Here is a 20,012-nt window from a genome sequence, read left to right on the forward strand (position 1 = left end):
CGGCACTGGCGGCTATGGTTATTCACATGGTCGGTAACCGGCCTTAGCGAATACGCAAATCGGTCAAAGTGGCCAAAGATCCGTTTGTCATGCGGAGGCATGCGGTGGCGAGCAAACGAAATGAGCGGCTGGTCGTACTGCTCGAAGAGGCTGCCTGGTCACGGGCGCAAGCGGCGAGCGCTTTCAATCGTGTCGCCCAGGAGGGCGGTCTGCTCGACTACACGAGTATCGGCCGCTCCCACATCAGCATGTGGGTGGCGGGGACGAAGCCGTCAGGCGCAGCACCCATAATCCTGTGTCAGGCACTGTCCCGTCGTCTGAAGCGTGTTGTCACACCAGATGAACTCGGGTTCACAGTCCCCGATGCTCTGGCGCAGGAGGCATTGGAGTGGCACATCGATCCGTTGATCGCACTGACCGAACTGGGGAGAGCAGATTTGGACACGGGGCGACGAAACTTCCTGACAGGCGCGGTGTACTCAGTGGCGGCCCTGGCGCTACCCGATGAGATCTGGTGGAAGACCATGGCTGAAGAGCACCCCGCGCCGACGAAGCATCAGCGGATAGGCCGTGGTGACGTCGACGCCGTACAGCAGCTCACTTACGCTTTCTCGCGGATCGACCAGCAGCGCGGCGGCGGCCACGGCAGAAAGGCGCTGGTGCAATACCTGCAGTCCGACGTCGCGGTGTTCCTGCACGGGACCTTTCCCGATGGGCAGGTGCGAAGCGACATGTTCTCCGCAGCCGCAGAGCTGGCGTATTTATCGGGTTGGATGGCGTTCGACAACAACGAACAGGCCGCCGCGCAGAACTATTTTGCGTTAGCGGTGAAGCTTGCCGCTCATGCCGGAAATCCGCCATTGAGCGGTCATGTTCTCCGCGCGATGGCGCATCAGGCTCTCGACCTGGGATTCCACAGGAAGGGCCTTGAGCTGTCCACGGCTTCCATGCAGGGGCAGAGCTACGCTTCGGCCACCCCACGGGAGAAGTCGCTGCTTGGGGTCGTTCATGCTCGCGCCTTGGCGGCGAGTGATCAGCGGCAGGCTGCGGCGAAGGCCCTGCTGAAAGCTGAGGACGATCTCGCCTCAGCCAGCGAGGGCATCAAGGAGCCGCATCGGACTTTCTTCTTCGCGGAGGCTTCACTGGCGCACGAGACGGCGTGCACGTTGCGGATCGGCGGGGACCGCCAGGGGGCGCTGCGCCAGTTCCGACGTAGCGCACGGACACGAGGGGATGCCTTCCGCCGCACGCATGTGGTGACGCTCGGACACTTGGGGGCGATGCAGATCGCTACCGGTGGCGTGGAAGAGGCGTGTGCCACCTGGAACACCGCTCTGGACACGATGGAGGAGGGCATCTATTCGGGGCGGGCTCGGCGCGTGGTCGTTGACATGCGTAAGCTTCTCTCCCCGTATCGGCGCCGTAAGGTATCGGCGGTCGCCGAACTGGATGCGCGTGCCGCCGCGTACCTGACAAACGTAGATTGATCACGTCGGATCGGCGGAATGAGGGCAGGCGCATGACGAAATCACTGGAGATCAAGCCCATCGGCATCGTAGTTGGTGGACGTACCGAACCCACTGATGACCACTGGAGTGGCACGGCGATCATCCGCTTGAATGCGGAATTTCCCGCCGAGGTCGTCCAGGGCCTGGAGGAGTTCTCCCACCTGCTGGTCGTCTGGCACTTCCACCAGGCTTCATCCGGGGATGTCGCTCTGCACGCTCGGAGCCCGCGCAACAATCCTCAATGGCCGGTCACCGGCACGTTCGTCCATCGCAACCACCGCCGCCCCAATCAGCTCGCGCAGTCCTTCCCGCGACTGCTGAAGGTTGACGGCCTGGACCTGTATGTGGCTGACCTCGACGCGATCGACGGCAGCCCTGTCTACGATCTGGCGCCGTACTTCACGGAGATGGGTCCGCGCGGTGAAGTCCACGAGCCCAGTTGGCCGGGTGAGATGCTCACGGACTACTGGGTCGACCCGCAGAACTGATTGCGGCTACGCCGGCTGCGTCAGCGGTAGGTCTTCCTCGATGAGTCGGATCCGCATCAGTTCGACCAGGCGGCCCTGCTCGTCGCAGGAGAGCCGCTCGACTGACGATCTCGCCGTGGAGACCGTCATCAACGTCTTCCCGAGCCAGCAGTGGCGGCTGTCATACGAGTGGGCCGCAGGGTAAGAAGGAGATCATGCCCGAGCTTCCACGCCACTCCGTCAGTGTGACCGCCGTCGTGTTCCACGCCGATGGCCGCGTTCTGGCCATCAAACGCCAGGATGACGGCCGCTGGGTCCCACCCGGCGGAGTCGTCGAACTGAGCGAGACGCTGGAGCAGGCGGTAGTCCGCGAAGTCCTGGAGGAGACCGGCGTCCATGTCAAGCCCGAGACGTTGACCGGCGCGTACAAGAACATGCTCCTTGGCGTCGTCTCGCTGACCTTCCGCTGCCACGCGATCAGCGGTGCCCCTCGGCCAACCGACGAGGCGTCAGAGGCTACCTGGCTTACCCTCGACCAGGTGTGCACACTTATGCCCGAAGCTCGCGCTATCCGCGTCCTCGACGCCCTCCGCGACGACGGCCCGTTCACCCGCAACCACGATGGGACCCACCTACTGTGACAAACATCGCGCCCACCGGGACTCAGTACACCATCGCGGCCGGCGGTTTCCAGGCGGTGATCACCGAGGTCGGGGCCGGCCTGCGGAGCCTCACCCTGGACGGCCGGCCGCTCGTCGTCGACTTCCCCGAGGACCTGTCCCCGATCGGCGGCGCGGGACTGCCGCTGCTCCCCTGGCCGAACAGGGTCGAGGACGGCCGCTACACGTTCGACGGCGAGGAGCGGCAGCTCGCGCTGAGCGAGCCGCAGACCGGCAACGCGATCCACGGCTTCTCCCGGTCGTTCCCCTGGCGTGTCCTCGCGAGCGACGACGCCTCGATCCGGCTGGGGCTGCGGCTCTTCCCCCAGCTCGGCTATCCGCACATCCTGGATCTGTCCATCCGGTACGCGCTGGGCGCGTCCGGCCTGGAGGTCGAGGTGGCCGCGGAGAACGTCGGCACCACCGACGCGCCGTACGGCTTCGGGGCCCATCCCTACCTGACGCTCGGCACCCTCGACGACGCGCTTCTGGAACTTCCCGCGAGCCAGTGGCTCGCGGTGGACGACCGGAAGATCCCCACCGACCACCAGGACGTCAAGGAGACCGAGTACGACTTCAGGACCGCCCGCCCGATCGGCCGGACGGTGCTCGACACCGCGTTCACCGACCTGGAGCGCGGCACCGACGGGCTGGTACGGGTGCGGCTGAGCGACGCGGACGGGACCCGCGGGGTCCAGCTGTGGGCGGGTGAGGGGATCGAGTGGCTCCAGCTCTACACCGGTGACACCCTCCCCGCGGAGCACCGCCGCCAGGGGCTGGCGGTGGAGCCGATGAGCTGCCCGCCGAACGCCTTCCGCAGTGGCGAGGACGTCATCCGGCTCGCTCCCGGAGACCGCGCCGTCCACCACTGGGGAATCGGCCCGATCTGACCTGCCATCAGGACCGGGACCACCTCCTCCTCCGATCGCTCCCGGTCCTGGCCGCGGGGCGGCACTCCGGGCCGGAACTCCTCAGGGGCCGGGAACGGCACCTCAGGAGAGCTCGACGGGGCTGACCAGGATGCCGTCCTCGTCGCTGTAGAGCCAGGCGCCGGGGGTGAAGACGACCTCGCCGAAGGTGACGGGGACGTCGAGCTCGCCGGTGCCCTCCTTGGCGCTCTTGGCCGGGTTCGATCCGAGGGCCTTGATACCCAGGTCCAGGACGGCGAGGGCGGCGGTGTCGCGGACGGCGCCGTTGACGACCACACCTGACCAGCCGGACGAGACGGCCGAGGCGGCGATGAGGTCGCCCATCAGCGCGGTGCGCAGCGAGCCCGCACCGTCCACCACCAGCACGCGGCCCGCACCGGGAGTGGCCAGGACCCGCTTGACGAGGGCGTTGTCCTCCAGACAGCGGACCGTCGCGATCGGGCCCGCGAATCGGGTGCGCAGGCCGTAGGAGCGGAACTGGGTCAGGCAGCTCGCGACCGCGGCGCCGTGGGCGTCGACCAGATCGGCCGTGGAAAGTGTCATACCCGCATCTTCGCTAATGATCACAATGCCGGGACCTCTGGGGTGGTGCCACACTTGCTGGAGCATGTCGCCTAGGAGGTTTTTGTGAGGTTCCGCCCGTACGCCTGGATGCCCCGTCCGTTCAAGTGGCCGGCACGCGTACTTTCCGTCCTCGTGGTACTCGGTCTACTGTTCGCCGGGGCCGGCGTGTGGAGTGTACGGGCGTCCTTCCCTCAGCTCGAAGGCGAGCTCAAGGTGCGCGGCCTCACCGGGAAAGTCACTGTATATCGCGATAAAACGGGTATTCCGCATATCTACGCCGACTCCCCCGACGACCTGTTCCTCGCCCAGGGCTACGTGCACGCGCAGGACCGCTTCTTCGAGATGGACTTCCGCCGCCACGTGACCGCCGGCCGGCTGTCGGAGATGTTCGGCTCGGCGACGCTGACCGAGGACAAGGTCATCCGGACCATGGGCTGGCGAAAGGTGGCGGAGAAGGAGCTGCCCCTGCTCGGCGAGCAGACCCGGCGCTACCTGGACGCCTACGCCGACGGGGTGAACGCCTGGATGGAGCGGCACAACGGCTTCGCCGACCGAAGCCTGGAGTACGTGCTGCTGCGGGCGACCAGCCCCGGCTACCGCCCCGAGCCGTGGACCCCGGTCGACTCGCTGGCCTGGCTCAAGGCCATGGCCTGGGACCTGCGCTCCAACATGGCCGACGAGATCGGCCGGGCCCTCGCGGCGAGCAAGCTGCCCCGTGGGCGGGTGGAGCAGCTCTGGCCCTCCTACCCGTACGACACCCACCAGCCGATCGTCACCCGGGGCTCGGTCGGCGAACGCGGGTTCGACCAGGACGAGGAGCCGAAGAAGAGCGTCACGGAGCCGCCGGGGACACCGGCCACCGGGGCGCTGATCCGGGCGGCGGCGGCCATCCGCGCGGTGCCGAGCCTGATGGGCGACCCGGCGGGCGGCAGCGGCATCGGCTCGAACTCGTGGGTGGTCGGCGGCAAGCACACCAAGTCGGGCAAACCCCTGCTCTCCAACGACCCCCACCTGTCCGCGAGCATGCCCTCGGTCTGGTACCAGACCGGACTGCACTGCCGCGCCAAAGGTCCCGAGTGCCCGTTCGACCTCACCGGGTTCAGCTTCTCCGGCGTGCCCGGCGTGATCATCGGCCACAACGACAGGATCTCCTGGGGCTTCACCAACCTCGGCCCGGACGTCGCCGACCTCTACCTGGAACGGATCAAGGATGACTCGTACCTGTTCATGGGCGACTGGAAGCCGCTGACCACCAGGACTGAGACGATCAAGGTGGCCGGAGGCGCCGACGTACAGCTCAAGGTGCGCGACACCATGCACGGGCCGATCATCTCCGACGCCCTGCAGAGCACAAAGGACACGCTGCCCGGCATGGACGCGGTCTTCGAGGAGAAGGCCGACGCGGTCGCGCTCAAGTGGACGGCCCTGGAGCCGGGCAGGACCGCTGACGCGATCTTCGCGCTGAACACCGCGCAGGACTGGCAGCAGTTCCGGGCGGCGGCGAGCAAGTTCGAGGTGCCCGCACAGAACCTGATCTACGCCGACACCGGGGGCAACATCGGGTACCAGGCCCCCGGGCGGATCCCGGTGCGAAGCCGCGGCGACGGCACCTGGCCGGTGCCGGGCTGGACCGGCGAGTACGCCTGGCAGTCGACGATCCCCTTCAACGAGCTGCCCAGCGTCTACAACCCGCCGGAGGGCTACATCGTGACCGCCAACAACGCGGTCATCGACCCCACCCGCTACCCGTACAACCTCACCAAGGACTGGGCCTACGGATACCGTTCCCAGCGCATCCTGGACCGCCTCCGCGACGCGGTGCGGGACGGCAAGGTGGACGTGGCGGCGATGAGCGCGCTGCAGCAGGACACCGACAACGGCTTCGCCGACTTCCTGGTGCCCAAGCTGATGGACGTCAAGATCGCCGGGCCCGCCGAGGACGCTCGCGAGCTGCTGCGGAAGTGGGACCGCTCGCAGGGTGCGGACTCGGCCCCCGCGATGTACTTCAACGCCGTCTGGCGGCACCTGCTCATCGAGACCTTCAACGACGACCTGCCCGAGGGAGCCCGGCCCGGCGGCGGCGACCGCTGGTTCGAGGTCGTCCGGGTCATGCTCGACAAGCCGGACGACGCGTTCTGGGACGACGGCGGCACCCCGCGTACCGAGACCCGGGACGACATGCTGCGACGGGCGATGGCCCTGGCCTACGACGAGCTGAACGCCCGGCTCGGCCCGGATGTCAAGGACTGGCGCTGGGGAGACCTGCACTCGCTGAGGCTCGTCCACCAGAGCTTCGGAACCTCGGGGATCGGCCCGATCGAGTGGCTGTTCAACCGGGGCCCGTTCCCGGTGGCCGGCAGCGACGACGCGGTCAACGCCGCCGGCTGGGACGTCCAGTCCGACTACACGGTGGGTGCTCTGCCGTCCATGCGAATGGTGGTCGACCTGGGGAACCTGGACGAATCCCAGTGGATCAACCTGACCGGCGCCTCCGGCCACGCGTTCCACGACAACTACTGGGACCAGGCGCCACTCTGGGCGAGTGGGAAGACCGTCCCCATGCTCGCCCATGAGGAGTCCATCAAGGAGGCGGCCACCAACGTCCTGACGCTCAGCCCCTGATGACCCGGTGGGCGGGACATCGAGGAACAGGTCGTCAGGTCGTCAGAACGCGGGACTCGCCGACGGCGAGGTCCCACAGGTCGGCGCGGTCCCGCCCCGCCTCCGCCCAGGCCGCCCTGGCCTCCTCCACCGGCGCGAGGAGCGACTCTCCTGACAGCACGAACGTGCCCCAGTGCATGGTCGCCATCCGGCGGGCCCCGACGTCCTGGCAGGCCCGTACGGCCTGCGCGGGGTCGACGTGCGCGGCCTTCATGAACCAGCGGGGCTCGAACGCGCCCACCGGCATCAGGGCCAGGTCGATGCCGCCCGGATAGCGTGCCCCGACCTGGGCGAAGCGCTCGCCGTAACCGGTGTCCCCGGCGAAGTAGATCGTCTGGTCGTCGGAGGCGATCACCCAGCCGCCCCAGAGGCTCCTGCAGGTGTCCCAGACCGTGCGGCGGCTCCAGTGGTGGGCGGGGACGAAGTCGAAGCGGACACCGCCCACCCAGGTGCTCTCCCACCAGTCGAGCTCGGTGACGTGGCGGAACCCGCGTCTGGTGAACCAGGACCTGAGCCCGGCCGGGACGAGGACCGGCGTGCTCCGCGGCAGCCGCCGCACGGTCGGCGCGTCCAGGTGGTCGTAGTGGTTGTGGCTGATCACCACGGCGTCGATCCGGGGCAGGTCCGCCCACGCGACGCCGGGCGGGGTCAGGCGGGGCCGGGTGCCGGGGATCTTCCTGGACCAGACCGGGTCGGTGAGGACGGTCAGCCCGCCGATCTGCACCACGTACGTCGCGTGGCCCACCCAGGTGAGGACCGCGTCGGTCCCCGTCGGGCCGGGAAGCCCGTCCCGGTGGACCGGGATGCGGTCCGCGTCCCCGACCCCCGGGCGGAGCCTGCCGTGCCACACGATCGCCAGCAGCTCCTGGAAGGTCGGGACCGGCGAGGTCAGCCGGTCCCTGAAGCCTCCCGGCCACGACCGCCGGGGCGGGGGTGCCAGGCGGTCCGGCGGAGGCGACGGTCGCGGAGCCGGCCGTCCGGGCGGCTCCGGCCGGGTGGGGGCTTCCGGGAGCGTGGCGGAGCCGGCCGCCGCCTCGGCCGCGGCCATCCGTTTGGAGGCCCGGCCCAGCTGTCTCAACGCGCGCGCCGGCCGGGTGGCGAACCGGGCCGACCACCCGGAACGGCGGGGCGGCCCTTCGACAGGGCCTGTGAGTTCTGCGGCGGCGGCTTCGGGGTGGGACGTCTGCGACATGGGCGGTCCCCTTCTGTCATCGTCGGCTCACCCCCTGTTGATCCCCCCACAGAGAGATCCATCCCCTTTTAAGAGGATTTAGTACGAAACCACCACGGGGATCTGCGGGCGTAGTTGCCGTCCTCCAGGTTCGCCAACCGCTCGAAGAGGTTCCACGAGGCGTGATCGCCGCAGACCAGCATGGAGACCGCCACCGCCACGACGTAGAGCGGGAGCATCGGCAGGCCCACGCAGAGCATGTACTGGGAGGCGTGCCGGTCCTCGTGCCTGAGCAGGGCGCCGGTGAGGAAGCCCTCCTCGTGCTTGGTCAGCACCACGTTGCCCACGGTGAACGCCGAGGCGATCGGGAACCGGAAGCGGTAGCCGTACGCCAGGACCAGCCCGTCGGGCCCGGCGGCCACCCTGGCCCGCCCGAGGCGCGCCAGCAGCAGCCCCAGGGGCGTGGACAGGTTGATGTAATTAACAGTCCGCCGTACCCGATGTAACCGCCGCATACCGGGATTGTGCGTCATCCGGACGGCTCGCGGTAGCGGCCCTCACCTCGCGGGTCCGGGCAGAACCCGACCGGACGAGCCTCAGGTGCCGGGCGGGACCTGCGGGGGCTGCGGGCCCGGCGGGCCCTGATCGGGTGGGGCCTGCGGGCCCGGCGGGGCGGGTGAGGGCTGCGGGCGAGGACCGTACCCGTGCTGGGTGAGCAGCCACGAGCCGCCCTCCGCGGCCGGTGGCGCGAGCAGCACCCCCGCCGCGACCGCCGCGAGGCTCCCGTAGAGGTAGACGTAGCCGGACAGGTCGTTGGCGATGACCAGGTCGCCCTCCGGCCGTCCGGTGATCCAGATCATGGTGATCACCGCCCAGCCCATCGCGAACGACAGGGCCGCCGCCTTGCCGCGGGTCATCCGGCCCGCTCCGTAGGTGATCGCGAACAGCAGGGCGACACAGACGAGGGCGGAGACCGGGACGGGCCTGATGTACCAGGAGTGCTCGAACCCGCCGAGGACGCCCATCAGCAGCCCGAGCATGACGAGCACCGCGTTGACCGCCACGGTGACGACCGTCTCCGAGGGCTCGCGTGTCGCGGGGACCTGCTCCATCACAAACATCGAGGCTAACCGATCCCGGCGAAGAGGTCGTCCTCGCGGCCGTAAGGCTCGCCGAGCCCTCCCAGCTCGATCGGCGCTCCCGGCCCCGCGGGCCCCCGCGCGCCGGAGCGGAGAATGAAGTGCTCGACCCCGAGCAACTCCTGGCCGACGTCGTTGGACAGGGCGAACCAGGGCGGGCTCACGCTGATCTGGGTGGCGTGCGCCCGCATCGCGTCGATCTTCCGTTCGAGGTGGGCACGGGCGTCGATCTCGGTGGTGACGTCATCGTCCGCGCAGCCGAACGACAGGTCGGCGACCGGCTCGACCAGGAAGGGGACGCCGTTCTCGCGCATCGCCTCCTCGCCCCTGATCATCACCGACCTGGGCATGGCGGTGTGGTAGAACTTCGAAACGCGCCACGGGCCGCCCTCGCCGAACGCCGGGTCCGCCGCCAGCTCGAAGGCCCGCCAGGTGACCCGGTGGGCCTGGATGTGGTCGGGATGGCCGTAGAAGCCGTTCTCGTCGTAGGTGACGAGCACCTGGGGCCGCACCTCGCGGATGATCCTGACGAGCTCGCCCGCCGCCTCGTCCAGATCGGCCTGCCAGAAGGCGTTCGCGGCCTGGTTGGAGACGACGCCCATCATGCCGGAGTCGCGCCAGCGGCCCCGGCCGCCCAGGAACCGGTGGTCGGTGACGCCGAGCGCGGCGCAGGCCGCGGCGAGCTCGGAGACGCGGTGCTCTCCCAGGGTGTCGTCGCGATCGGCGGTCAGGTGGGCCAGCTCAGCCGGGATGACCTCGCCCTCCTCGCCCAGGGTGCAGGTCACCAGCGTGACGTGCGCGCCCTGGGCCGCGTACCTGGCCATGGTGGCCCCGCTGCCGATCGTCTCGTCGTCCGGATGGGCATGCACGAGCATCAGGCGCCGGTCAGTCATAGGTTCGAGGGTATCGACGCCAGGGATCGCCCAGAACCTCCGAATTCACCACTTCTGGAAAACAGGACAGCCGACGCGGAACTGGCAAGATGGCTCGTATGAGTGAGAGCTTTCCTCGCCTGCACGCCAGAACCCGCCGATTCACCCTCGGAGTGCCCCGCGGTTTCACGATCGCTCCGGGCGGTGATCGCGTCGTCTTCCTGCGGACCAAAGGCGGCTCCGACCCGGTGACCTGCCTGTGGGAGTACGACGTCCTCAGCGGCACGGAACGGCTCGTCGTCGACCCGCGCGCGCTGGCCGCGGACGACGAGAACCTGCCCCCCGAGGAGCGGGCGCGCCGCGAGCGGAGCCGGGAGCAGGCCGGCGGCATCGTCGGATACAGCACCGACGCCACGGTGGCCACCGCCGCGTTCGCGCTCTCCGGCGGCCTCTACGTCGTCGATCTGAAGACCGGGTACATCAGGAACCTGAAGACCCCCGGACCGGTGATCGACCCCCGGATGTCCCCCACCGGAGAACACGTCGGCTACGTGACCGGCGGAGCCTTCCACATCCAGGACCTGGCGGACGAGGTCGACCACGCGCTGGCCCGCCCCGAGGCCCCGGAGGTGACCTACGGCCTGGCCGAGTTCATCGCCTCCGAGGAGATGAACCGCATGCGGGGCTACTGGTGGTCCCCGTCGGGGGACGCGATCCTGGTCGAGCGGGCCGACGAGTCGCCGGTCCAGCGGTGGCACATCTCCGACCCGGCCAACCCGGCCCGGCCCGCCGCCGAGCAGCGCTATCCCTCCGCCGGAACCGCCAACGCCGGGGTCGAGCTCTTCGTGCTGACCCTCACCGGGGCCCGCGTCCCCGTGCCCTTCGACGACGAGTACCTGGTCAACGCCGCCTGGGACGCCCACGGCCTGTCGATCGTCACCATGACGCGCGACCAGCGGACCATGCGGCTGCTCGCCGTCGATCCGGCCACCGGCACCTCCACCCTGGTGCGCGAGGACACCGACCCCGCCTGGGTCGACATCGTCACCGGCGTTCCCGGCCACCTGGCCGACGGCAGCCTCGTCTGGGCCGCCACCTCCGAGGGCGGCCACCGCCTGATCGTCGGCGACGACCCCGTCACCCCGCCCACCCTCCAGGTCCGCGAGATCCTCGACATCGACGGCGAGACCGTGCTCTTCCGGGCGAGCGGGGAACCCACCGAGATCGCGGTATGGGCGTACCGGAGGGGCCGGATCACGCTCGTCAGCCCGACCGAGGGCGGCGTCTACAGCGGCCACACCGCGGGCGGCACCCTGGTGATCACCGGCCAGACCCTCGACAGCGAGGGCTCGGTCACCCGCGTCCTGCACAACGGCAAAGCTCGCGGCCACATCACCTCGTACGCCGAGCGCCCCGGCCTGGACCTGCGGGTCTCCCTGATCAGGACGGGCGAGCGCGACCTGGCCACCGCGGTGCTGCTGCCCTCCGGGCACGTGCCGGGCTCGGCGAGACTGCCGGTCCTGATGGACCCGTACGGCGGACCGCACGCCCAGCGCGTGCTGGCCGCGGCCGGGGCGCACCTGACCAGCCAGTGGTTCGCCGACCAGGGTTTCGCGGTGGTCGTGGCCGACGGCCGCGGCACCCCGGGGCGGGGCCCCGAGTTCGAGCGAGGCGTCCTGCACGACCTGGCCACCCCGATCCTGGAGGACCAGATCGACGCCCTGCACGGCGCCGCCGCGCGGTTCCCCGACGACCTGGACCTGACCCGGGTCGGCATCCGTGGCTGGTCCTTCGGCGGCTACCTGGCCGCCCTGGCCGTGCTCCGTCGTCCCGACGTGTTCCACGCGGCCGTCGCGGGCGCCCCGGTGACCGACTGGCGCCTGTACGACACCTGCTACACCGAGCGTTACCTCGGCCGCCCCGACGAGGGACACTACGACTCCTCGTCCCTGTTCGCCGACGCCGAGAAGCTGGACCGCCCCCTCCTGCTGATCCACGGCCTGGCCGACGACAACGTGGTCGCCGCCCACACCCTCCGCCTCTCCTCGGCGCTGCTGGCCGCCGGTCGCCCGCACAACGTGCTGCCGCTGTCCGGGGTCACCCACATGACCCCGCAGGAGGTCGTGGCGGAGAACCTGCTGCTGCTCCAGGTCGACTTCCTGAAGAAGTCCCTGGTCTGAATGACGCCGTGCCGGTGCGGCACCGAACCGCTCACCGGCACGGCGTCCCCCCGTCGGGCGCGCGGCTGAATTCCTCCGGTCGCCACGTTATGGAACAAGTACGACTCGACCGGCCAGCTACCCCCAACAGTCCCACCGAGGATATATAGGCGAGTCCCCAGGGCAACGTAGGCAATCCAGCCCGCCATGCCCCCGATCCGCCCACCGTGCCCGCCGGGGAACGGCCAAGAATGCACCGGTATTCTCCCGAGCCGATCCATGGATTGGCGATGAAAATCCGGCACGCCGCCAAACGCTCGTCATCGCGGAATTTGGGACGCGTATGGCTTTTCCCCGTTCGGTACTTTTTTCCCATTCGCCGTTGGCCACCCGTCCCCCATCCCGGATTCGCCGCCATTCCGGGGTTCACCGGTGCCTCGATTTACCCTGGAGAAGTTTCAGCGCTCGTCGTGACGGCCTTCCTCGGTCGGCCACGCCGAAAATTGATCGAGCTGGACGGATCCAGAAAGAAGGCGTTCCCAGGTGCGCGCGAATTCAGAGAAGGTGCTTGTCGTCGGAGCCGGTGTGAGCGGGTTGACGACCGCGCTGTGTCTGGCCAGGGAGGGGTTCCGGGTCACCGTCATCGCGGACAGGTTCGCACCCGACATCGTCTCGGTCGTCGCGGGCGCGCTGTGGGAGTGGCCGCCCGCGGTCTGCGGTTACCACCACGACCAGGTCTCGCTCGCCCGCTCCAAGAGCTGGTGCGTCACCTCGTACCGGATATTCGAGGAGCTGGCCCGGTCCGGAGTTCCCGGGGTGGCCATGCGGAGGTCCAACTTCTATTTCAAGCACCCCGTCGAGGAGAATCCCCACGACCTCCACAAGATGCGGGAGCTCTCGGGAAAGGTGCGCGGCTTCGTCCGCGACCGATCGCTCGCCGAGCGGAACGGCATCGACCCCGGCTACGGCGTGGTCGACGCCTACTCCCACCTGGCGCCCATGATCGACACAGACCGGTACATGCTGTGGCTGATGCGGCAGGTCAAAACGCACGGGGTGCGGATCAGACGGCATCGGATCGAGGGGGCACTGACCGAGAGGAAGGCCGAGCTCCTCGACCGGTTCGACGCCGAGGTGATCGTCTGCTGCGCGGGGCTCGGCACCGCCGAGCTCCGCGGTGTCAGCATGTATCCACTCCGCGGTGCGCTGGTGCGGGTCCGCAACGACGGGATCGACGAGGCCCACTGCGTCTCCCACGACGAGGCGAACAACGGCGAGCAGGACATCGTCTTCATCGTGCCGCGCAGTCCGCGGATCCTGGTCCTCGGCGGGCTGGCGGAGAAGGACGAGTGGGACACCGGAATCAACCTGGAGAACCACGCTCCGGTACGGGACATGTACGAGCGCTGCCTGGCCTTCATGCCCGCGCTGCGAAGTTTCACGCTGGATCCCGATGAGCCGGTACGGGCCGGATTGCGGCCGTTTCGGAAGGAAAACGTCTGCCTCGAATGGGACGAGGAAGGTCGGATCATCTACAACTTCGCACACGGCGGGGCCGGATTCAGCTTTTCCTGGGGCTGCGCCCAGGAGGCCGTCGGCCTGGTGCGCGCGGCCGTCGCGGACCGCACGTACTCCTACTCCTGCTGAGCATTCTCTTTTCTTCCCGGAGTCGACGCGAGACGGCCTGAATACGGTGAGGTTGCCCGATGCCTCCATCACCGCATATCACCCTGCCCGGTCGCGACGACAGACCAAAAAGGCTCACTGAAATGCAGAGAATCGTCAAGTGCCTTCTGATCGCGAACACCGCCCTGGCGCTCACCTCGTGCCTGCCGTTCGGCATCGCGAACACCGGCATCGCGTCACCGAGACGCTCCGAACCCGCCGTCGCCGATGACCACCCGCCCCGTGCCGAGCACACCCCACTGTCGCGTTTCCCCGCCCTTCGCCCCGGTGACCGGGGAACCCAGGTCCAGGAGATCAAAAAACGTCTCGACCGGCTGGGGTTCAACCCGGGATCTTCCGGTCAGGAGTACGACCCCGCGCTACGTGCGGCCGTATGGGCCTTCCAGAAGGCCAACGAGCTGCCCGCCGACGACGAGATCGACCCGTCGACCTGGAAGGCACTCGCCCGCCCGGCGCGTGTCAGGCCGCTGGTGCCCCACGGGGAGCCCACCAGGGTGGAGATCGACCTGCGTCGCCAGTTGCTCACCGCCTGGCAGGACGACAAGCCGGCGCTGGTCTCCCATATCTCGACCGGTAACGACAAGCACTACTGCAAGAACGGCCGCTGCGGGGTCGCCGTCACGCCCACCGGGGACTTCCGCGCCTGGTGGCGGACCCCCGGATGGACCCATGGGCCGCTGGGCGACCAGTTTTACACCATCTACTTCAATGGGGAGGTCGGCTTCCACGGCTCGGAGAGGGTCCCGCTGCACCCCGCGTCCCACGGCTGCATCCGCGTCCCGCTGCACAACGCCAAGCCCCTGTTCGACATGACCCCGACGGGAACGCCGGTCTACGTCCGCCGCCCGGCCCCTCCCGAGCCTTCAGAACAGAAGGCCCGCCGAAGCTGACCCCCGTGGCGCGGCACCCGTCACTTGGAGGTGCCGTGCCAGCTGCGCCACAGGGCCGCGTAGGAGCCTTCCGCGGCGACCAGTTCCTCGTGGGAGCCGAGCTCGCCGATGCGGCCGTCCTCCACGACCGCGACGCGGTCGGCGTCGTGGGCCGTGTAGAGGCGGTGGGCGATGGCGATCACCGTACGGCCTTCGAGAACGGCGGCCAGCGAGCGTTCCAGGCGGCGGGCCGCGCGGGGGTCGATCAGCGAGGTGGCCTCGTCGAGGACCAGGGTGTGCGGGTCGGCCAGCACCAGCCGGGCCAGGGCCAGCTGCTGGGCCTGGGCGGGGGGAACGTGCTCGCCGCCGGAGCCGACCGCCGTGTCGAGCCCCTCGGGCAGGTCCTCGACCCAGTCCCAGGCGTCCACGGCCTCCAGCACCTCGCGGACCCGCGCGTCGTCCGCGTCGGGCCTGGCGATCAGCACGTTGTCGCGCACCGTGCCCCGGAAGACGTGGTGCTCCTGGGTCACCAGGGCGACCTGGCCGCGCAGGTCGTTCAGGGGCAGCTCGACCAGCGGGACGCCGCCCACGGTGACCGAGCCGGTGCGGGGGCCGTGGATACCGGCGAGCAGGCGGCCCAGCGTGGACTTGCCCGCCCCCGACGGGCCGACCATGGCCAGCCGCTCGCCCGGCTTGACCAGCAGGTCGATGCCGTGCAGCACGTCGTGGCCCTCGCGGTAGGCGTAGCGGACGTCGTCGGCCGCCAGCGCACTGCCATCGGGAGCGGCGGAGGTGGCCTCGCGGTCGTCGGGCACCTCGGCGACGCCGAGCAGCCGGGCCATGGAGGCGCCGCCGACCTGGAGCTCGTCGATCCACATCAGCAGCCGGTCGAGCGGGTCGATGAGCTGCTGGACGTAGAGCGTGGCCGCGGTGACCTGGGACACCGAGACCCAGTCCTGGACATAGAACAGACCGCCGATGACCAGCGTCGCCACGATCGGGATCACGTAGCCGAGCTCGACCGAGGGGAACCAGACGGTGCGCAGCCCCAGTGTGTAGCGCTCGGCCGCCCACGAGCGGGCGATGTCGGTGTCGGTGCGGCGGTGCCGCCGCTCCTGCAGGCCCAGGGCCTCCACCGCGCGGGCGCCGCCGACCGTCTCGGCCAGCCCGTCGGTCATGTCGGCGTACGCGGCGCTCTCGCGCAGGTAGCCGTCCCTGGCCCGGTTGAGATACCAGCGGGTGGAGACCCACAGGATGGGGACGGCCAGCAGCGAGGGCAGCGCGAGCAGCGGCCCGACCAGTATCAGCGCGCCGACGGTGATCAGGCAGGTGACCAGCGCGATCAGCGTCTCGGGCACGGCGTGCCGTACGGTGCGCGACAGCGAGTCGACGTCACGCGAGGTCCGCGAGATCAGGTCGCCGGATCCGGCCCGCTCGACGACGGACAGCGGCAGGCCGAGCACCCGCCCGACGAACTCCTCGCGCAGCTCGGCGAGGACCTTCTCACCGAGCCTGGCCGAGGCGTAGACGGCGAACCTGACCAGCACCGCCTGGGCGACCAGGAAGCCGCCGATGGCCAGCGACACCGCGGTGACGTCGACCCCGGTGCCGTCCCGAACGCCCTGGACCAGGCCGCCGAGCAGCCACGGCACCGCCAGCCCTGCGACGGCGGCCAGGCCGTGCAGGCCCAGCGCCACGGTGAGCTCTCCGGGGTATTTCAGGGTGAGCCTGCGGGCGTACGCCCGGACCTGCGCGGTGTCGGCGACGGGCAGGATCTGCCTGCTCATGACTCCTCCCCCCGGGTCACGACGGCGGTGTAGCCCGGGTGGGTGGCCAGCAGCTCCCGGTGCGTGCCCTGGGCGCGCACGACGCCTCCCTCGACGTAGATGACGTGGTCGGTGCGGTCGAGCACCAGCGGGCTGGTCGTGCAGACCAGCGTGGTCTTGCCCGCGCGGGCCTTGGCCAGCCGGTCGGCGATGCGGGCCTCGCTGTGCGCGTCGACCGCGCTGGTGGGCTCGATGAGGATGAGCACCTCCGGGTCGAGGGTCAGCGCCCTGGCGAGCCTGAGCCGCTGCTGCTGGCCGCCGGAGAACTCCCGGCCGGCCTCGGCCACGCGCCCCTCCAGGCCGCCGGGCAGCGCCTCGACGATGTCGACGGCGCACGCGGCCTGCAACGCCCGGGTGATCTCCTCGTCGGAGGCGCGGCCGGCGACGTCCAGTTCGTCCCTGAGCACCCCGGCGAACAGCCGGGCCTCGTTGTCGGCGACCAGGATGCGGCGGCGGACCTCGGAGATCGGCAGGGTGTCGAGCGCCACGTCGCCGAAGTCGACGTCGCCGTCGCAGTAGCGGCCGAGCCGGTCGGCGATGGTCACGGCCTCCTCGGGGACGGCCGCCGCGACGGCGGTGAGCATGCCGGGACGCACCGCCACCCCGGAGGTCACGTCGCGCAGCAGGCCGCCCTCCGAGCGGCCGCTGCCGCCCTCCACCTCGGGATTCAGCGCCAGGATGCGCACCACCCTGCGGGCGGCGACGTGCCCCTTGGTCAGCTTGTCGGCCGCCTCGGTGAGGGTGCGCACCGGGGCGATCAGGAAGACCGCGTAGCCGTAGAAGGCGACGAGCTGACCGACCGTGATCTCGCCGCGTATCGCGAAGGTCGCACCGAGCCAGGTCACCCCGGCGATCAGCAGTCCAGGCAGCAGGACCTGCGCGCCCTCCAGCATCGACTCGACGGAGGCCACCCGCACGCCGGCGTGGCGCACTCGCTGCGACTCGGCGCCGTAGCGGTCGGCGAAGACCCGCTCACCGCCGATGCCGCGGAGCACCCGCAGGCCCGTGACGATGTCGGCGGCGCGGGTGGCGAGGTCGCCCTGCAGGTCGCGATGATCGTTCTGGCGGCGGTGCAGCGGCTTGAGCAGGGGCGCGACGGCGACCGCCACGAGGGGCAGGCCGACCAGCACCATCAGGCCCAGTGGCGGCGAGGCGTCGATCAGGATGACGGTCACCACGGCGATGGCGACGACGGCTCCGCTGCCGCGGAGCAGGATGTCCATCGCGTTGCCGATGTGGGCGATGTCGGAGTTGCCGATGCTGACCACCTCGCCGGTGGACATGCGTTTGGGCAGGGTCGCGCCCAGCCGGGTCGACTGCCTGACGGTGACCTGGACGGTCCGGTAGGCGGCACTCAGCCAGTTGTAGACGGCCATCCGGTGCCGCAGGATGCCCATGACGGCCTGGGTGATTCCCAGGGCGAGCACCACGGCGCCCCAGGTGACCAGGGCCGGCAGGTCCTCGTCCGTGATCGCGTCGATGCCGTTGCCCATCGCGGCGGGTACCAGCGCCATCGCCAGCCACCACAGGGTGGCGTAGCCGATGCCGAGGAGCAGCGGGCCTCGCTGCATGCGAGCCACCCACAACAGGTAGCCGATCGGACTGCGGGCATCGGGAAGGCCGGGGTCGGCGGCCGGTAAGGAACGCATCTCACAACAAGGGTCACAAACTCCGACCTGGCCCGGCAAACGATTTTCGGCCTCCCCGGCGTGTCGCCGTCAATCAAGGTTGACAAGTGGGCCTCGTCAACCTAAATTGACAGGCATGAGTGATACGGCGCAACTGGCATCCGACGCCGGTAGCCGCGATCCGGCCGTCGGCCTGCGGGCGGTACGGGCACTGCGGACGCTGGTCGACCGGCTGGAGGCCCTCCAGGTGGAGAACGCCAGGGACCAGGGCTGGTCCTGGCAGGAGATCGCGCACTGTCTGGAAGTGAGCCGGCAGGCGGTGCACAAGAAGTACGCGGGCGGCCGGGGCCTGCTGAGACGGAGGGACTGACCATGTTCGAAAGGTTCACCGACAAGGCCCGGCGGGTGACGGTCCTCGCCCAGGAGGAGGCACGGCGCCTGCGGCACGGCCACATCGGCACCGAGCACCTGCTGCTCGGCCTGCTGCGCCAGGACGACGGCGTCGGCGCCCAGGTGCTGACCGGCCTCGGCCTCACCCACGAGCGGGCCGACGCGGCGGTCGGCCGCACTCCCCGCGCCGGCGACCTCGACGCGGAGGCCCTGGAGACCATCGGCATCGACCTCGACGCGATCCGGGAGAAGGTCGAGGCCGCCTTCGGCCCCGGCGCCCTGGATCGCCCCCAGGCCCGCAAGGTGCCCCGGGGCCACATTCCTTTCACCCCCGGCGCCAAGAAGGTCCTGGAGCTGTCCCTGCGGGAGGCCCTGCGGCTGAAGGACAAGCACATCGGCACCGAGCACCTGCTGCTCGGCCTGGTCCGCGACGGCACGGGGCCCGGGATGCGGGTCATCACCCAGGCGGGCCTCACCGCCGACGACGTCCGCCACGAGATCGCCCGCCACCTCGGCCGGCCGGATCGGCACTGACCCCGCCGGTCGGAGCTCCGGGGTCGTCGCCCGACATGGGAACTCCGCGTGGACCACGCCGGGACGGCGCGAGCCGTACATCACCTCGGATGTACGGCTCGGTGACCCCGGGAAGGCCCGGATGATCGATCGGGACACCCGGCCCCGGGGGACGGGACCGGATGCCCGGCGACCACCTGGCCTACTTGGCGGCCCGCAGGTAGTCGTGGTTCATCTGGGCGATGGTGTCCAGCGGGATGCCCTTGGGGCAGACCGCCGTGCACTCACCGGTGTTGGTGCAGCCGCCGAAGCCCTCGGCGTCCATCTGCTCGACCATCGCGACGGCACGGGAGTCGCGCTCGGGCTGGCCCTGCGGCAGCAGGCTCAGGTGGGTGATCTTGGCCGCGGTGAAGAGCGAGGCCGAGCCGTTCGGGCAGGCGGCGACGCAGGCGCCGCAGCCGATGCAGGTGGCCGCGTCGAACGCCGCGTCGGCGTCGACCTTCTTCACCGGGACGCTGTGCGCGTCGGGGGCCGAACCGGCCGGGACGGAGATGAAGCCACCCGCCTGGATGATCCGGTCGAACGCCGAGCGGTCCACGACCAGGTCCTTCACCACCGGGAAGGGCGCGGCGCGCCACGGCTCGATGGTGATGACCGCGTTGTCCTCGAAGTGCCGCATGTGCAGCTGACAGGTGGTGGTGGCCACCTGCTCACCGTGCGCGACGCCGTTGATGACCATGCCGCACATGCCGCAGATGCCCTCGCGGCAGTCGTGGTCGAAGGCGATCGGGTCGTCGCCCTCCAGGATGAGCCGCTCGTTGAGGACGTCGAGCATCTCCAGGAAGGACATGTCCGGTGACACGTCCTCGACCCGGTAGTTGACCATCCGGCCCTCGTCCTCTGGGCCCTTCTGACGCCAGACCTTGAGAGTGAGGTTCATACTCATGGTTCGCTTACCTCTCCTCATTCGC

19 protein-coding genes are annotated in these 20,012 nt (G+C 69.8%); 10 read left to right on the plus strand and 9 right to left on the minus strand.

What is annotated here, in order from left to right; genetic code table 11:
• Window positions 1-104: 104 nt before the first annotated feature.
• Both ACQP0P_RS41695 and ACQP0P_RS41700 read left to right on the plus strand, forming a co-directional pair.
• Window positions 105-1,487: a hypothetical protein gene (locus ACQP0P_RS41695; protein WP_433366889.1), complete on the plus strand. Its 1,383-nt coding sequence runs from the start codon at window positions 105-107 to the stop codon at window positions 1,485-1,487.
• A gap of 32 nt (window positions 1,488-1,519) precedes the next feature.
• Window positions 1,520-1,996, plus strand: coding sequence for an SAM-dependent methyltransferase (locus ACQP0P_RS41700; protein WP_433366892.1), 477 nt, complete (start codon window positions 1,520-1,522; stop codon window positions 1,994-1,996).
• A 6-nt stretch (window positions 1,997-2,002) separates the two neighbouring features.
• Here the strand turns inward: ACQP0P_RS41700 and ACQP0P_RS41705 are convergent, their stop codons facing one another.
• The gene (locus tag ACQP0P_RS41705) at window positions 2,003-2,125 is read right to left on the minus strand and encodes a hypothetical protein (protein WP_433366895.1); all 123 of its coding nucleotides are present in this window, start codon (window positions 2,123-2,125) and stop codon (window positions 2,003-2,005) included.
• Between the two features lie 65 nt (window positions 2,126-2,190).
• Between ACQP0P_RS41705 and ACQP0P_RS41710 the strand changes: the two genes are divergently transcribed.
• Window positions 2,191-2,616 carry an NUDIX hydrolase gene (locus ACQP0P_RS41710; RefSeq protein WP_433366898.1) on the plus strand — a complete coding sequence of 142 codons (426 nt, stop codon included), beginning with the start codon at window positions 2,191-2,193 and terminating at the stop codon, window positions 2,614-2,616.
• Complete coding sequence (locus tag ACQP0P_RS41715; protein WP_433366901.1) at window positions 2,613-3,524, plus strand: aldose 1-epimerase family protein; 912 nt, start codon at window positions 2,613-2,615, stop codon at window positions 3,522-3,524. The genes ACQP0P_RS41710 and ACQP0P_RS41715 overlap by 4 nt, the downstream gene beginning before the upstream one ends.
• A gap of 102 nt (window positions 3,525-3,626) precedes the next feature.
• Here ACQP0P_RS41715 and rraA read toward each other — a convergent pair whose 3' ends face one another.
• Window positions 3,627-4,106, minus strand: coding sequence for a ribonuclease E activity regulator RraA (gene rraA, locus ACQP0P_RS41720; RefSeq protein ID WP_433366904.1), 480 nt, complete (start codon window positions 4,104-4,106; stop codon window positions 3,627-3,629).
• Between the two features lie 108 nt (window positions 4,107-4,214).
• Between rraA and ACQP0P_RS41725 the strand changes: the two genes are divergently transcribed.
• On the plus strand, window positions 4,215-6,749 hold the full coding sequence (locus ACQP0P_RS41725; RefSeq protein ID WP_433382366.1) for a penicillin acylase family protein: 2,535 nt from the start codon (window positions 4,215-4,217) through the stop codon (window positions 6,747-6,749).
• 34 nt (window positions 6,750-6,783) lie between these two features.
• Here the strand turns inward: ACQP0P_RS41725 and ACQP0P_RS41730 are convergent, their stop codons facing one another.
• The 4 genes from ACQP0P_RS41730 to mshB form a co-directional block, all read right to left on the minus strand.
• A complete protein-coding gene (locus tag ACQP0P_RS41730; RefSeq protein WP_433366907.1) occupies window positions 6,784-7,980 on the minus strand; it encodes an MBL fold metallo-hydrolase in 1,197 nt (398 codons plus the stop codon).
• Between the two features lie 68 nt (window positions 7,981-8,048).
• Window positions 8,049-8,474, minus strand: a complete 426-nt coding sequence (locus ACQP0P_RS41735) for a hypothetical protein (protein WP_433366909.1) — start codon at window positions 8,472-8,474, stop codon at window positions 8,049-8,051.
• Between the two features lie 81 nt (window positions 8,475-8,555).
• A complete protein-coding gene (locus tag ACQP0P_RS41740; RefSeq protein WP_433366912.1) occupies window positions 8,556-9,071 on the minus strand; it encodes a DUF6113 family protein in 516 nt (171 codons plus the stop codon).
• Between the two features lie 14 nt (window positions 9,072-9,085).
• Window positions 9,086-9,991, minus strand: a complete 906-nt coding sequence (gene mshB, locus ACQP0P_RS41745; protein ID WP_433366915.1) for an N-acetyl-1-D-myo-inositol-2-amino-2-deoxy-alpha-D-glucopyranoside deacetylase — start codon at window positions 9,989-9,991, stop codon at window positions 9,086-9,088.
• 98 nt (window positions 9,992-10,089) lie between these two features.
• Here mshB and ACQP0P_RS41750 point away from each other — a divergent pair, with 98 nt between their 5' ends.
• The 3 genes from ACQP0P_RS41750 to ACQP0P_RS41760 all read left to right on the plus strand — a co-directional run bounded on the left by ACQP0P_RS41750 (window position 10,090) and on the right by ACQP0P_RS41760 (window position 14,705).
• Window positions 10,090-12,150 carry a prolyl oligopeptidase family serine peptidase gene (locus tag ACQP0P_RS41750; RefSeq protein ID WP_433366917.1) on the plus strand — a complete coding sequence of 687 codons (2,061 nt, stop codon included), beginning with the start codon at window positions 10,090-10,092 and terminating at the stop codon, window positions 12,148-12,150.
• Window positions 12,151-12,672: 522 nt separating this feature from the next.
• A complete protein-coding gene (locus tag ACQP0P_RS41755) occupies window positions 12,673-13,776 on the plus strand; it encodes an FAD-dependent oxidoreductase (RefSeq protein ID WP_433366920.1) in 1,104 nt (367 codons plus the stop codon).
• 122 nt (window positions 13,777-13,898) lie between these two features.
• Entirely contained in the window at window positions 13,899-14,705 is an 807-nt protein-coding gene (locus ACQP0P_RS41760) for a L,D-transpeptidase family protein (protein ID WP_433366922.1), read from the plus strand.
• Window positions 14,706-14,725: 20 nt separating this feature from the next.
• On the opposite strand, the gene ACQP0P_RS41765 is transcribed toward ACQP0P_RS41760, so the two are convergent.
• Both ACQP0P_RS41765 and ACQP0P_RS41770 read right to left on the minus strand, forming a co-directional pair.
• A complete protein-coding gene (locus ACQP0P_RS41765) occupies window positions 14,726-16,471 on the minus strand; it encodes an ABC transporter ATP-binding protein (RefSeq protein WP_433366925.1) in 1,746 nt (581 codons plus the stop codon).
• A complete protein-coding gene (locus ACQP0P_RS41770; protein ID WP_433366928.1) occupies window positions 16,468-18,159 on the minus strand; it encodes an ABC transporter transmembrane domain-containing protein in 1,692 nt (563 codons plus the stop codon). The genes ACQP0P_RS41765 and ACQP0P_RS41770 overlap by 4 nt, the downstream gene beginning before the upstream one ends.
• Window positions 18,160-18,274: 115 nt before the next feature.
• Between ACQP0P_RS41770 and ACQP0P_RS41775 the strand changes: the two genes are divergently transcribed.
• Entirely contained in the window at window positions 18,275-18,508 is a 234-nt protein-coding gene (locus tag ACQP0P_RS41775; RefSeq protein WP_350921694.1) for an RNA polymerase subunit sigma-70, read from the plus strand.
• Window positions 18,509-18,510: 2 nt separating this feature from the next.
• Complete coding sequence (locus ACQP0P_RS41780) at window positions 18,511-19,062, plus strand: Clp protease N-terminal domain-containing protein (RefSeq protein WP_433366931.1); 552 nt, start codon at window positions 18,511-18,513, stop codon at window positions 19,060-19,062.
• A gap of 181 nt (window positions 19,063-19,243) precedes the next feature.
• On the opposite strand, the gene ACQP0P_RS41785 is transcribed toward ACQP0P_RS41780, so the two are convergent.
• Window positions 19,244-19,981, minus strand: a complete 738-nt coding sequence (locus tag ACQP0P_RS41785) for a succinate dehydrogenase/fumarate reductase iron-sulfur subunit (RefSeq protein WP_386316116.1) — start codon at window positions 19,979-19,981, stop codon at window positions 19,244-19,246.
• Between the last annotated feature and the right edge of the window lie 31 nt (window positions 19,982-20,012).

This window comes from Streptosporangium sp. CA-115845 (assembly GCF_050943795.1).
GTDB lineage: Bacteria > Actinomycetota > Actinomycetes > Streptosporangiales > Streptosporangiaceae > Streptosporangium.